Origin of the sequence: Parabacteroides goldsteinii DSM 19448 = WAL 12034 (assembly GCF_000969835.1) — a bacterium.
Classification (GTDB): domain Bacteria; phylum Bacteroidota; class Bacteroidia; order Bacteroidales; family Tannerellaceae; genus Parabacteroides; species Parabacteroides goldsteinii.
On record NZ_KQ033913.1, the window covers coordinates 1,120,309 to 1,134,824 of the forward strand.

13 protein-coding genes are annotated in these 14,516 nt (G+C 42.2%); 10 read left to right on the plus strand and 3 right to left on the minus strand.

Translation table 11 applies throughout. The annotated features are described in order from the left end of the window. From recN to HMPREF1535_RS17600, 9 genes are all read left to right on the plus strand, one after another. A complete protein-coding gene (gene recN, locus HMPREF1535_RS17560; protein WP_046147002.1) occupies window positions 1–1,665 on the plus strand; it encodes a DNA repair protein RecN in 1,665 nt (554 codons plus the stop codon). A 67-nt stretch (window positions 1,666–1,732) separates the two neighbouring features. Continuing rightward, complete coding sequence (locus tag HMPREF1535_RS17565; RefSeq protein WP_010803273.1) at window positions 1,733–2,494, plus strand: hypothetical protein; 762 nt, start codon at window positions 1,733–1,735, stop codon at window positions 2,492–2,494. A gap of 57 nt (window positions 2,495–2,551) precedes the next feature. Next, window positions 2,552–2,899, plus strand: a complete 348-nt coding sequence (locus tag HMPREF1535_RS17570; RefSeq protein WP_007657176.1) for a DUF1622 domain-containing protein — start codon at window positions 2,552–2,554, stop codon at window positions 2,897–2,899. A 62-nt stretch (window positions 2,900–2,961) separates the two neighbouring features. Further along, window positions 2,962–3,372 (plus strand): hypothetical protein, encoded by a 411-nt coding sequence (locus tag HMPREF1535_RS17575; RefSeq protein WP_046147003.1) that lies wholly within the window; start codon window positions 2,962–2,964, stop codon window positions 3,370–3,372. A 199-nt stretch (window positions 3,373–3,571) separates the two neighbouring features. Next, window positions 3,572–3,949 carry a hypothetical protein gene (locus tag HMPREF1535_RS17580; protein WP_148499117.1) on the plus strand — a complete coding sequence of 126 codons (378 nt, stop codon included), beginning with the start codon at window positions 3,572–3,574 and terminating at the stop codon, window positions 3,947–3,949. Between the two features lie 3 nt (window positions 3,950–3,952). Next, window positions 3,953–4,672 carry a hypothetical protein gene (locus HMPREF1535_RS17585; RefSeq protein WP_148499118.1) on the plus strand — a complete coding sequence of 240 codons (720 nt, stop codon included), beginning with the start codon at window positions 3,953–3,955 and terminating at the stop codon, window positions 4,670–4,672. Next, window positions 4,632–5,891 (plus strand): hypothetical protein, encoded by a 1,260-nt coding sequence (locus HMPREF1535_RS17590; protein WP_148499119.1) that lies wholly within the window; start codon window positions 4,632–4,634, stop codon window positions 5,889–5,891. Before HMPREF1535_RS17585 ends, HMPREF1535_RS17590 begins: the two co-directional genes overlap by 41 nt. A gap of 142 nt (window positions 5,892–6,033) precedes the next feature. Continuing rightward, entirely contained in the window at window positions 6,034–6,786 is a 753-nt protein-coding gene (gene rlmB / locus HMPREF1535_RS17595) for a 23S rRNA (guanosine(2251)-2'-O)-methyltransferase RlmB (protein WP_046147007.1), read from the plus strand. Window positions 6,787–6,799: 13 nt separating this feature from the next. Then, the gene (locus HMPREF1535_RS17600; protein ID WP_046147008.1) at window positions 6,800–7,180 is read left to right on the plus strand and encodes a RidA family protein; all 381 of its coding nucleotides are present in this window, start codon (window positions 6,800–6,802) and stop codon (window positions 7,178–7,180) included. A gap of 117 nt (window positions 7,181–7,297) precedes the next feature. Here HMPREF1535_RS17600 and HMPREF1535_RS17605 read toward each other — a convergent pair whose 3' ends face one another. Both HMPREF1535_RS17605 and HMPREF1535_RS17610 read right to left on the minus strand, forming a co-directional pair. Continuing rightward, window positions 7,298–8,860: a TlpA disulfide reductase family protein gene (locus HMPREF1535_RS17605; protein ID WP_046147009.1), complete on the minus strand. Its 1,563-nt coding sequence runs from the start codon at window positions 8,858–8,860 to the stop codon at window positions 7,298–7,300. A 75-nt stretch (window positions 8,861–8,935) separates the two neighbouring features. Continuing rightward, window positions 8,936–10,750, minus strand: a complete 1,815-nt coding sequence (locus HMPREF1535_RS17610; protein ID WP_046147010.1) for a YgiQ family radical SAM protein — start codon at window positions 10,748–10,750, stop codon at window positions 8,936–8,938. Window positions 10,751–10,932: 182 nt separating this feature from the next. Here HMPREF1535_RS17610 and HMPREF1535_RS17615 point away from each other — a divergent pair, with 182 nt between their 5' ends. Continuing rightward, window positions 10,933–11,934 carry a malate dehydrogenase gene (locus tag HMPREF1535_RS17615; protein ID WP_046147011.1) on the plus strand — a complete coding sequence of 334 codons (1,002 nt, stop codon included), beginning with the start codon at window positions 10,933–10,935 and terminating at the stop codon, window positions 11,932–11,934. A gap of 76 nt (window positions 11,935–12,010) precedes the next feature. On the opposite strand, the gene HMPREF1535_RS17620 is transcribed toward HMPREF1535_RS17615, so the two are convergent. Beyond that, window positions 12,011–14,503, minus strand: coding sequence for a S9 family peptidase (locus HMPREF1535_RS17620; protein ID WP_046147012.1), 2,493 nt, complete (start codon window positions 14,501–14,503; stop codon window positions 12,011–12,013). Between the last annotated feature and the right edge of the window lie 13 nt (window positions 14,504–14,516).

Genomic DNA, 14,516 nt, shown 5'->3' on the forward strand with positions numbered 1-14,516 from the left:
ATGCTGAGATCTTTATTCATACAGAATTTTGTCTTAATAGATAGTCTGGATATTCAGTTTGATAACGGCTTTTCGGTGATAACCGGTGAAACGGGAGCCGGGAAGTCTATTATTTTAGGGGCTTTGTCGCTGGTATTGGGCCAACGGGCCGACGGGAAAAGTATCAAGAGTGGTTCGGATAAATGTGTGATCGAAGCAACATTTGATGTTTCCAAATATCAACTGGAAGAATTTTTTCATGTGAATGATCTGGAGTATGATCCGGAAATATGTATTCTTCGCAGGGAACTGTTTGCATCCGGCAAGTCGCGTGCTTTCGTTAACGATTCACCTGTGCCGCTTACCGTCATGAAGGAACTGGGAAGCCGACTGATCGATATACATTCGCAACATCAGAACCTGTTGCTCGGAGATAATCGCTTCCAGATGAAGGTAATCGATGTAATGGCGGAAAACGAAATCCTTCTGATCCTGTATCGTAAAGAATACCAGCGTTATCTCTCTTTGAAACGGGAGTTGAAAGATTTGACGGAGAAGGCTGATCAGAACCGCCAGGAAGAGGATTATATCCGTTTCCAACTGGAACAACTGACGGATGCTCATCTGGTTGCCGGTGAACAGGAAGAACTGGAGCAGGAGTTGGAGACATTGTCGCATGCCGAAGATATTAAAGGATCCTTATATAAAATAACAGAATTGTTGAATGGCGAAGAGCAGGGAAGCGTACAGCTTATCAAAGAGGCCCTTTCGACCGCCGATTCGTTGGAAAGGTTTTATCCAAAAGCCAGGGAGATTGCCGAACGTCTGCGTTCTGCCTATATTGATCTGAACGACCTGGCCTCAGAAACCGATGTTCTTAAAGAAGATGTCGAGTTCAATCCTGAACGTCTCGAATGGGTGAACGAACGCCTGAACACTTTGTACACATTGGAACAGAAACACCGGGTTCCGACAGTGGAAGAGTTGATTGCCATTCAGGATAAATATACGGAACAGCTACATGATATAGACTCTTTCGACGAGCAGATCGAGGGTATAAAAGCCCAGTTGGAAATATCATATCAGGAATTACTTCAGCAGGCCGCTGTTTTGAGTGAGCAACGTAAGATCGCCTCCAAAGCTATTGCCTCTCAACTGGTAAAAATGGTTATTCCGCTGGGGATGCCGAACGTGAGGTTTGCCATCGGTTTTGTTACCCGTCCGGAGCCGGAAAGCGATGGAATGGACGATATTCGTTTCCTTTTCTCTGCCAATAAGAGTGGCGAACTGCAACCGGTTGCCCAAACTGCTTCCGGTGGTGAAATATCCCGTCTTATGTTATGCATCAAGGCAATGATTGCCGGCTTCACAGCTCTTCCCGCTATTATTTTTGATGAAGTGGATACAGGAGTTTCCGGTGATATCGCCGATAAAATGGGGGATATTATGCAGGATCTGGGTACAAAGATGCAAGTGATAACCATTACCCATTTGCCACAGATTGCTGCGAAAGGTAAAGATCATTTCTTTGTCTATAAGGAAGATACAACGGAACGTACGATAACCCGCATTAAAAAATTGAATAAAGAAGAACGTGTTAAAGAGGTTGCCCGCATGTTGAGCGGTGCGTCACTAACCGGCGCTTCGATAGCCAATGCAAAAGAGTTATTGAAAACTAAACGCTGATATGTCTATTAAACCTTTTATATCTAGAACGGTCATAGATGTAATTACTAACTAAAAATGAACAGTCATGAAACGGATTAGCTTTATATGTTTGTTGATTTTATTGTGCAGTTTGCCGGGACAAGCTCAGTTTTGGATCAGTTTTGGTTGGAATGAGCCACATTGCCAGAGTTGTCTCTGGATGGAACAGGCCATGCGCCTGAACGGAAGACAGGCCGCCGATTATCATAATATCGTACATAAGTACGGTCAGAGAATAGAAAAGGAAGCCCGTAAGCATTACCGCTATTGGGACCAGTCTGCCAAGAAGATATTTAATCTGCGTATGGAACGTGACCGTAAGTTGCAACGAGTTCTTTCTCCTTCGCAGTTCCGTCTGTATGTTCGTTTTGTTCGCGAACGTCCGCAGCGTATCCATGATTATCAGGGATGGTATAATAACCCCCACTATCCGAATTATCGTCCCTCTGATATTTGCTGGCGTTATGAAGACCATTACTGGCATAATCAATGGGAATATTCAAACGGACGATGGCATGGGCGTTTTGATGACGGTAAGTGGTATCGGGGTAAATACGATCGTCCCAATCATCATGATAACGGACAGTGGCGTCCGGACAACCATAATCGTCCCAATAATAACCAGCATTTCAATAAACCGTCCAGACCGGGAAATGATCGGTACGATAAGGATAAAAGACCGGACAACCGGAGAGACCGCGACCGTGATAGAGACAGGAAAGACAAAGACAGAAAAGAAAAGGATAAAAAGGAAAAAGACAATAAACGGCAGGAAAGTAAACGCTCTGAAGTTTACCGCAGAAGCTGAAAATACTGATTGAACTTTCCGGAACATGAGTTTGTTCCTAGTATAAAGAATAAACTCATGTTCACGCATTTTCTAAATATTCTGGCTACGGTTATCAGTGTGGTAAGCCTGCTGATCGTTACTTATGGGGCACTGGTCGCTTTTATCTCTTTTCTGGGAAACGAACTCAAGCGATTTACCGGACAATATTCAACAGTCAATATCCGTCGGCTGCGAGCGGAATTAGGTACTTATTTATTATTGGGATTGGAGTTGCTGATCGCTTCAGATATTCTTAAAACCGTCTTGGAACCCAGTTTGGACGAACTGGCTATCCTTGGCGGTATTGTTGTTTTAAGGACCATCCTTTCCGTTTTTCTGAATAAGGAGATTAAAGAGTTGGATAGTGAAAAGGAGGCCTCATGAACTTTCAGGATTAGGATATGTCGTTAAAAATCGTACTTTTGCATTTCAGTAAAAGTAGACGGATGTTCAGAGTTAATAAGCGGATATTATTATTTATAGCAGGTTGCGTATGGATTATAGCCGGAGTCAATATTCTCCGGATCGGAATTCTTACGTGGATGCATGATGCCCATTACTCGGTGTTAAAGGTAGGAGAAGCAGTTATTGTGTTTCTGTTATTCCTCAATTTTGTGTTTTTACGTTTGTTCAGAAAGCATAGCCGTCGTATTGCCCAAAAAGGAGAAAAGAATTGTCCTTTCTCTTTCTTTGATGCCAAAGGTTGGATTGTGATGATTTTTATGATCACTTTAGGAGTGGGAATTCGTCATTCCCGTTTATTGCCGGACTCTTTTATTTCCGTTTTTTATACAGGTTTGTCATCTGCACTGATCATTACCGGAATATTGTTTCTCATTCGAGGAATAAAGAGTTAAAAGTTTATATGACGTAATTTATTGAATATTAGAATTGTTGGAATGATAATTTTTTTTGTTCTATTTTATATGAATTATAATATTTATTAGTATATTTGTTAACAAGTTTAATGTGCTTATTGAAATAATTTTTCTCAAATAGAATTGTTAATTAAATTAGAGTTATTTCCTTTTTTATAACTAATAAATGTATTGTCTTATGAAAAAGTTAATCTTATTCTTTATGTTATTTTTAGGCATAACTGTTCACGGTTTTGCGCAATATCAATCACATAGTGAGTGTCGTGATCCTGCATGTCTTGGTTTATTGGCTTCTTGTAGCGTCTCTTTTGTTAATGCGACAGAAGTTACAATATATGTACCCAAGCCACCTGTTGATGTTATTGGCATTAATTCTCCTCTTCCTGTTTTTGATTGGGGATATGATGGTAATAGGATTAAAATTGTTCTTAGAAAATCTGTCACAGAAAGTGGTATCGCATTATTAGATATTGTTGTTAATAAGCGGGGAACTGTTGCAGGGCATGACTATCAATGCTATTATCATGTTGAATTGAATATCACAAAAGCAAACTAAAACATGAAGGGTTTCTGTTATCTACTCTTGGTTTGTATAACAAATCTTTTCACTTCGTTTACTTTTTTGCGGAGTGAAAAGATTTTATTGCATACCGATCATTCTGATTACAGACAGGGAGATACTATTTCTTTTTCCGGAACCTTACTGGAAGCGACTACTTTAGAACCCTCAACTTATAGTAAATATGTTTATATAGAATTAATAAATAGGGAAGATTCTGTTTTGTGCCGACAGAAATATAAGTGTGACTCCGCTTGTTTTAAGGGAGAGTTATTTCTCGAAACAGATTTGCCTTCCGGTAATTATTATCTGCGTGCTTATACTCGTTTGATGCAAAATTTTTCTCCAACAGCTTTTACCCTAATAACAATACCGGTCGATAACCTATCGACTACCCGGTATAGCGGTAACATTCCCAGCCATGTTTATTTTTACCCTGAAGGCGGTCATTTGTTATCCGGCAGTTTACAAAATGTAGCTTTTGAAGTAAAAGATGAAAATGGATTGCCGGTACAAACAACTGCTTCTCTGTGCAAAGGCTCGTCTGATACGGTTTATTCCAATTTGGTTACAGATAGCTATGGGATCGGTTCTTTTTCTTTTATTCCTGATTCTTCGTCTTTATTATATCCGGATAGGGTCACATCGTTTTCCTTGTCCGTCTGTAACCTCAGTACCTGTGTTGCAATTAAATCAGAACAGGGAACGAATTTGTTATAATATACTTTTCTCCGGTGATGATACCGATACCTACTCTTTTATGCTTTTCCACAGGGGAGCGGTCTGTTTGCAACAAAAGATCGATACAGCACATAGAAGTGGTGTTATTCCGTTTACAGATTATACGTCGGGGTTGATAGCCGGTATCTTATTGGACAAAAAGAACCGGGTGGTTTCAGAAACATTAATTTATTATGATTCCCGGCGCAGTTCTGCCAATCAATTTACAACAGAAGAAAAGGCAGCATTACTTAACAGTGATTTGTCCCGACCCATTCCTGATCTGGCACTTTGTATGGACTCAACGAATAAATTGAGGACATATTTGCTAACCAGAAAATGGGGACGCTTTATGTGGCAGGATATATTGCAGGATTCTTATGATTATCTTTATAAACCGGAGGATGTATTGGCTTTATCAGGATATGTTGAAACAGAATCCGGTCGCCCTCTTAAAAAAGGACATCTGATTGCCATTAATAATGATAAAGGCTTTACTTATGATGCAGATATTCTAAATGGACGTTTTGTTATCGGTGTTGATGATTTTAAAGAAGGAGAGAGTTTCTTTTTGCAAGCCTATAATGAGAAAGGGAAAAGTTATGATTATAAGATAATAATGGATAATGATACTTTTCCGGGTGTGGTAAATTTGTATAAAGAATTTTCTATGGGCATAAAGGAGCCTGCTTCTTCTGCCTATATTGATTCTTTTTCAATCTACCATCTGCCTTCTATCACTGTTACGGCTCGTATAAAGGAAGACATTCCCTCTACAAAAGAATTTTATGGCGTAAATTATTTGGGTGAAAAAGAATTTGAAAATCCACCGTATCCTAACATAATCCCTTACCTGGAACGAATGATCGGATTTGAAATATGTGAGATTCAGCAGGGAGAAGATGAAAAAATGTCTGTAAATGAAAAATATGAGATACGAACGACGCGGGGAGCGGCTTTAATTGGTAATTCAATTACCCGGAATGGGAATACGTTGGTTGTTTTGCTTGACGGATACGTAGTCGATACAACCTGGGCTTTGGAATCTCTGCATCCTGCGGATATTCGTTCTATCGAAAGACTTACGCCGGCACAGGCATTACGGTATACCTCCTTAGGCTTTGCCGGAGCGATTCTTATTCGAACAAAAGGCAATGATAAAGTAGAGCCAAAGTCTAAAGGGCTGATATATGCCCCGGGTGGGTTGTCTGATATATAGCTTGTTTTTACCCGCTTGCCATAATCAGATGACTGCTGGTTGATATAATATTCTTATCTTTGCAGTAAAATAAGCATAGATTGTAGTTGTATAGTGGTTATATATTTGCAATTTATATAATAAACTGCTGATAATAAGGAATATGAAGGAAAACGAAATGGTGTTCGGCATACGTGCCGTAATCGAGGCTATCCAGGCCGATAAGGAAATAGATAAAATACTTGTTAAGCGCGAGTTGCAGGGAGAACTTTCCCGTGAATTGTTCGAGGTGCTGAAAGGACGCGATATTCCTGTACAGCGTGTACCGGCCGAACGTCTTGACCGCCTGACCCGGAAGAATCATCAAGGAGTGATCGCCTTTATTCCGGCTGTTACTTATCAGCGTCTGGAAGATATTATTCTTTTCGTTTATGAACAGGGAAAGAATCCTTTCATCGTACTTTTGGACGGCATAACCGATGTCCGTAATTTCGGGGCAATTGCCCGTACCTGCGAATGTGCCGGTGTGGATGCTATTGTTATTCCGGCTAAAGGAAGCGTGACAGTGAATGCGGATGCCATCAAAACATCTGCCGGAGCGTTACATGTATTGCCTGTTTGTAAAGAGAAAAGCATTGAAGAATCCATTCGTTTTTTACAGGCTAGCGGAGTCAAGGTCTATGCAGCCAGCGAAAAAGCTTATGAGAACTATACTTCTATCAAATATGACGGTCCGGTTGCTATCGTAATGGGAGCAGAGGATAAAGGAGTTTCTATGGATAACCTGCGAATCTGCGACAGCATGGTGAAAATACCGCAGTTCGGAACGATCGGTTCCCTGAACGTCTCGGTAGCCAGCTCCATCCTGATTTATGAGGTTGTCCGCCAGCGTATGAATGAAGAACAAAACAACTAAAAAGATAAACACAATGAAAAAAGTTATTGCAACAACAAATGCACCGGCCGCCATCGGTCCTTACAGCCAGGCCATACAAGTAGGAAATATGCTTTTCGCTTCCGGACAGCTGGGTATCGATCCGGCAACCGGTAATTTCGTAGAAGGAGCTGTAAAGGAACAGACTGCTCAGGCTTTCAAGAATGTGAAGGCTATCCTGGCAGAAGTCGGTCTTGATATCAGCGACGTAGTCAAAACTACTGTTTTTCTTGCTGATATGGGGGATTTCGGAGCGATGAACGAAGTATACGCCTCTCAGTTTGAAGGTGCTTTTCCAGCACGTTCGGCTGTTGCTGTAAAGACTTTGCCGAAGAATGGTTTGGTAGAGATTGAAGTGATCGCTGTAAAGGCTTGATAATCACTGTCAAAAAAATAAGGGACTTTTGAAGTTAAAAGTCAGGACTTTCGTTTTTAAAAGTCCTGTCTTAACATTTCAAAAGTCCCTTATTTTTTTTCAGGTAAGTCCGTATCTTTATTCTTGAGTCAGTGACAAACCTACTATTTTGAAACAGGAATCGCAATCACCTTCGATGAAATCGACTGTTTTTGTTCCGGCCGGCAAAGCGGGAAAGTGCAGTTTAAAGGAATATTCACCTGATTCCGGCATTGTGAAGCGTTCGTCCGGTGTGATGCCGTCTGCTGATGTTAGCGGATAATGAGTACCGTCTTCTGTTTTCAGGAAAGTATCCTTGCCGATACTTACCCAGTATCCGGGAGAATTAAAGGCTTTCATATGGAAAATCGTTTCAGAACCGGTCAACTCTATTCTGTTGATCTCTACAGTTTCCGTATTGCTTGATTTTTCAATAGGAAAATCAACAATGGTCGTGTTCCCTTCCTTTTTCACAGACATAACACGGTCTGATTTGTTTACCCATTTGTTTAGCTTACGTTTAAGTAATCCTTTTCCGTATCCGCTCCAGCTATGCAGAATGATCCCTTCCGGTGAGATAATGACGTAATGAGGTATTCCTCTTACATTATATTTAGCTGCCAGTCCGCTCATTCCTCCAAAATCATTCAGGTTTACCCATGACATATCTTTCGTTTTAGAAATCTCTTTCCATCCTTTTTCTGTGTCTGTGCTCAGACTTATGACAGTTACTTTGTCTTTCCATGTTTCGGATATTTCTTTCATTTCCGGCAAAGCCATCATACAAGGACCACAACCGCGGCTCCAAAAATCGACCAGGAGATATTTACCTTTATAGTCGGCCAGATGATGAATATTGCCTTGCAGGTCGTAAAGGTCGGTATCCGCCATTTCATCGCCTTCTTTCACTGTAACGGGAGGATAAAGACATACCGTGATTTCCTTACCTGCCTGAGAGTTTTTCTCATTATCGGATAACTTGTTGTATAAAGCAATCAAATCTTCCTTATAAGGATAGTTCTCCATGTATTTACTTTGCTTGCATTGGCCTAGCAATTTATCCATCCAGACTGTTCCTTTAGGAGTTTGCTGCATTATTTCGATTTCTTTTTGGGAGGAGATCAGTCGTAATGAATCCGTTTTTTTCTGAAGTTCTTTCATTTCATTCCTGATCGCATTCTTTTCTTCTTCGGAAGGATTGCCCGTCCTTCCTTTGGAGAACAAATCCATTAACTGTATATAGATTTCCTGTTCTTTACTACATTCTTCCCGGCAAGCGTCGGCATACCGGTTTAAATCCTGCTGTTCCTGGATATCGGCCGATACATTCCATGTTCTGATAAGTTTATTATTACCGGTAACGGTTGTCTCTTTGCCGGGAGCCACCCATACATCCAGCCAGGTGTTTGGAAACCCTTTGTCATGGCTGGAGACCATTAATGCTTCGGGAGCATTGTCGACGGTTTCACCTTTGAAGGTAAAACATTCATTGATGACCGTATCCTGAGCGATCTGGCTCATGACTTGTCCGTCACTACGATAAAGGACAATCTGGGTACTGTCCTTCAGTCCGGAGATTTTGCCTTTTATCGTGAATTCGTTTTGTGCTTGTGCAGATATAACGAATATAAGCGATATACCTGCTAAAAGTGCTTTTACCATATTTATATGAATTAAGTAAATGCAATATTACGATTTTTTCGTAATTAACAAGCAGGATAGGTGAAATATTATTGTTTACCGGCCGAATAATTTAGTAAGCAGGTCTTTTTTTCCTATTTTTTGTAACGCCTGGGTTATCTGCCTGCGAAATTCCGGTTTATACCAGAAGAAGAATTGCCGTTGTGCCAGTTTCTGCTCTTTGGTACGGGCTGTATATACTTTTTCTAATGTATAAGGATGATAACCTGTGTAATATATTTCCGTAGCCAGTGTCATGGGTGTAGGAGTGAAGTCCTGTACCTGTTCCAGTTGGAAATGCAGTTTCTTTGTTTCGATTGCCAGTTTCGCCATATCCTCTTCCGTGCAGCCTGGGTGACTGGAAATGAAGTATGGAATTAATTGTTGGTTAAGTCCCTGCTGCTTGTTGATACGGTCGAATATTTTTTTGAATTGTCCGAATTGATCGAAAGAAGGTTTGCGCATCATTTTCAGAACATTGTCTTCCGTATGTTCGGGAGCCACTTTCAGACGGCCCGATACATGCCGGGCGATCAACTCTTCCGTGTAGCTCTGAGCCGACTTATTCACGATTTCATCGTCGTAACGGTGCAACAGCAGATCATAACGTACGCCACTACCGATAAATGAGCGTTTGATCTGTGGCATACTGTCTACTGCTTTATAAATGTCCAGTAACGGAGTATGATCCGCATTCAGATTTTTACAGATGACAGGAGAGATGCAGGACGGTTTTTTACATTTGGCACAAATACTCTGATCTTTGCCTTTCATCCGGTACATATTGGCGGAAGGACCTCCCAAATCACTCAGGTATCCTTTGAAATCTGGCATTTCCGTGATAGCCTTTACTTCTTTCAGGATAGACTCTTTGCTCCGGGAAGCGATGAACTTTCCCTGGTGGGCGGAGATTGTACAGAATGCACAGCCACCAAAGCATCCCCGGTGCATATTTACTGAAAACTTGATCATCTCGAATGCCGGTATGACTTTTCCCTTATATTTGGGATGCGGCAAGCGGGTGTAAGGCAGATCGAACGAAGCATCGACTTCGGTTTCCGTCATAGGAGGGAAAGGAGGATTCACTACAATAGTCTGCTTTCCAACCTGCTGAAGAATACGCGATGCATTATATTTGTTCGATTCTTCTTCGATATGACGGAAGTTTTTAGCCTGTTTTAATTTATCGCGAAGACATTCTTCATGTGAAAAAAGTACGATGTCATCGGGCTTTATCTCTTCTTTTCCTGTCAGATAAACTGTTTGGCGAATATCTTTTAATGAATTAAAAGATTCTCCGGCCTGTAAGCGGGTAACCAATTCCTTCATGGGAAGTTCCCCCATACCGTAGATCAGAAGATCGGCCGGACTGTCTGCCAGAATACCCGGCCGGAGTCTGTCCTGCCAGTAATCATAATGAGACAGCCTGCGTAAAGAAGCCTCGATTCCACCGAGTACGACCGGTACGTCAGGATAAAGTTCTTTCAGTATTTTGGTATAGACAATGCTGGGATAATCCGGGCGCATTCCTGCCCGGCGATCCGGAGTATAGGCATCATCGCTACGTAACCGCTTATTGGCCGTATAATGATTGATCATCGAATCCATCGCTCCGGGTGAGACTCCGAAGAAGAGGCGGGGAGTTCCCAGTTTCTTAAAATCACGATAATCTCCGCGCCAGTCCGGCTGCGGAACAATAGCCACCCGCAGTCCCAAGGCTTCCAAGGTACGCCCGATAACGGCAGCACCAAACGAAGGATGATCCACATAGGCATCCCCACTGAAAAGAATTACATCTATATAATCCCATCCACGCGCTTCAACTTCTTTCTTGGTGGTGGGCAACCATGCTTCCGGTCTGAATGTTTTCATGTTGCAAAGGTAGGAATTTGAGCTATAACTTTAGCTTATAGGGGATAGAATTTAATGATTGGCATATAAGGAAAGGATGTTTTACCTTTGTAACCGAAAAGAAAAATATAGGCGAAACGGCAAACATTATCAATAAGATATGTGTTCTCTTAACAAACACAATTATTAAAAAACAATACAGTATGAAAGCATTAACAGACGAAAAGCTCACTATCGTAGGTGCAGCAGGTATGATCGGTTCTAACATGGCCCAGACAGCTTTAATGATGGGGTTAACTTCTAATATTTGTCTTTACGACCCTTTTGCTCCGGCTTTGGAAGGTGTTGCAGAAGAAATGTTCCAGTCCGGATTTGAATATGCAAACATAACTTTTACATCTGATATCAGCGAAGCGCTGAGAGGTGCCAAATATGTTGTTTCATCCGGTGGTGCAGCCCGTAAAGCCGGTATGACTCGTGAGGACTTATTGAAAGGTAATGCTGAGATTGCTGCTCAGTTCGGAAAGGATCTCCGTGCTAATTGTCCGGATGTAAAACATGTGGTAGTTATTTTTAATCCGGCCGATATTACCGGATTGATCACATTGCTGTATTCCGGATTGAAACCTTCCCAGGTAAGTACTTTGGCTGCACTTGACAGCACCCGTCTGCAAACAGCTTTGGCACAGCACTTCGGAATCCGTCAGAACCTGGTAAAAGGTTGTCGTACTTATGGAGGGCATGGCGAACAGATGGCTGTTTTTGCTTCTACTGCAACTGTCGACGGTAAACCGTTATTGGATTTGATCGGTACTCCGGAACTCACAGACGAACAATGGGAAGACTTGAAAGTGAAAGTTATACAGGGTGGAAAACGTATTATCGAACTTCGCGGTCGTTCTTCTTTCCAGAGTCCGTCTTACCTGTCAATCGAAATGATCCGTGCCGCTATGGGTGGCGAAGCATTCCGCTGGCCTGCCGGAACATATGTTCACTCCGGTAAATTCGACCATATCATGATGGCTATGGAAACAGAAATCACTAAGGACGGTATTTTCTATAAAGAAGTAGAAGGAACACCGAAAGAAAATGCAGAACTGGCAGATAGTTATGTTCATCTGAGCAAACTGCGTGATGAAGTGATCAGCATGGGTATTATTCCTGAAATCCATCTGTGGCATACATTGAATCCGCACATGAAATAAGCCGTTTCTTATATGTTATATACGAAGAAGGGAGCGACCGTTAATCGGCACTCCCTTTCTTTCTTTGCAATTTTATTTATAATGTTCTTTCCGGATACAGGGCATCCCACCATTCCGGTTCATCTTTCAGCCATTTGGCAAACCAGGCAAAGATCGTGTTCTGCCATTCCAGGCGTTTCTTATAATCAGCTACACCGTGGTTTTCTCCGTCAACCTGGATAAATTCCACTGTCTTGCCGAGTAGTTTCAATGCCAGGAACATCTGGATACTTTCTCCAACCGGAACATTTGTATCGGCATTGCCATGCAACAGCAATAACGGAGTTTTGATCTTGTCAGCGTTGAACAACGGACTGTGTTTAGTGAAGAACTCGGGGTTATTCCAGGGATAAGTTCCGGTATTGGCTACCGAACAGTAACCATATCCCCAATATCCTTCTCCCCAATAACTGCTCAATGCACTGATACCGGCATGGCTGACAGCAGCAGCAAATAAATCGGTGCGGGTTTGCAGATATTGTGTCATAAACCCTCCGTAGCTGGCACCTGCACAACCGATCTTTTTAGGATTTACAAAGGAATGTTCTTTACAGAACAATTCTGTGCCGCGGATGATTTCATCGGCAGTCGGTTCTCCCCAGGCATTTACGTGGCGGGCAGCAAATTCTTGTCCGAATCCGGTTGTCCCGCTGGGATTGAGCGTATAGACTACATATCCCTGGGCGGCATACATATGCATGGAGTAGCTGAATTCCAAAGCACGGTTCGTCGGCGAAGTTCCTCCATAGTAATAGACGATCATCGGGTATTTTTTGTCCGGATCGAAATTAGGTGGCAGGTAATAACGTCCCTGTATGGTTGTTCCGCCTTCTGCCGTGAAGTTCCAGTCATGAACTTCTCCAAGTTTAACATCTTTCAGTTTTTCAGCAGACAGGTCGTAGATCAGACGGTTCTTTCCACTTTTCAGGTCGTAAGCATACAAACGGTTTGCGTTTGAAGTACTTTGTCCGTAATAATACATTACCGGAGCTGTTTCTGCCAATGAGTAATTATAAACGACGTCTTCAGAAGCATTGATCTGTTTGATTTTCCCGTTTGCCGGATTACAGGTATAGATACGCAGATAGTCCTGGTCTTCCGTCATCATATAAATCTGACCGTCGTATTTGTTCCAGAGTGCACCAGTTACATTCGGATTGAAATCCTTGGTTAGTGCCGTTGCTTTCCGGGTAGCCGGATCATACAGGAACAACTGGCCGTCGTATGTATTTGAGATTTGTCCTTCCCTGATATTTAAACCGATTCCACCGAAAGCATTTCCCGATCCGCTAACCAGTAATTGTTTTCCGTCGGGAGAGAAAGTTCCGCCGTTCACATATTTGGCATGTTCCCAAAGGGTATCGACTGCCATCGTTTGCAAGTCGAGTTTGTATAACGAGTTGCTGGAATGAGGTAGAGATGTATAATCCGTTTCACTGGTACTGAACAACAGGTAACGGCTATCCGGGCTGACATCATTAATATATGTACTGTTATGTCCGAATGTCAGTTGTTCGTATAGTCCGGATTGCAGATCGTAGCGCCAAATGAAATAACGGTTACGGAATCCCGGCAGACGGTCGTTCGGTTCGAGGATACGGAGCATGTCAGGACCATCCTTCGGACCTTCCTCCTGTATGGTGAAAAGGAGTGTTTTTTCATCCGGGGTAAAATTGAAGCTACCTTCCGGCAGGTTATCTGCCAGTATCTCTTCCTGCATGTTGGTCGGATCGACTGTCACCAGTTCCTTTCCATTCATGCCGGTACGGGTGAAATACATTTTATTACTGGTCGGCATCCAGCTGGCACTCATGATAAACCCTTTATCCTGCAAAAGGATACGTCCGCTGGCGGCTTCACGCAATTGAGCGTATGATTCGCTTTTTCCACCTTCCAGGCGTGTATAATATTTCACTAATACATATTTGCCGTTGGGGGACAGGCTGACGCCACGAAAGTTTGTTCCTTCCAGAATATCCCGTGAGGTATATCTTTTATCCGGATTAAGTGAAGCAACGACTTTCGCTTCTTCCTTACTTTTATAGATTGCCTTTAATGTAGGCGGACAGGTATCGCTGTCGGCTGTCAGGTATTTCACAACCACTTCATACCGGTGCGGTTCCATTGTCAGTTCAGAAGTTGCACTCACTGGTTTGTTATTTACATACACATCGAAAGAACCGGGTCCGGAAACTTCTAAAGTTCCTTTGGTATAACGGTCACTGTTCAGATAAAAGGAGAAAAGATGCAGGGCATATCCTTTTTCCGGAGCCTGAAAACTGATTATTCCAGCTGTATCTGCATCCAGAATGGTCGCGCTGGCGAATGCTTTGTAGAAAGGAACTGTCGATTTCAACAGATTTTTGATCTCGAAAGGTTTTCCGTTTACATTCAGACTGTCTGCCATGATCGGTTTATTAACCGGAACAGGACCGGTATGCAGAAATTGCATCACTTTTATATCTTCTGCTGCCTGTAGAGTAAAGGCGGAGAGAAGTAATGCAGAAAGTAAATAGGTACATTTATTCATGTTATCTTGTATT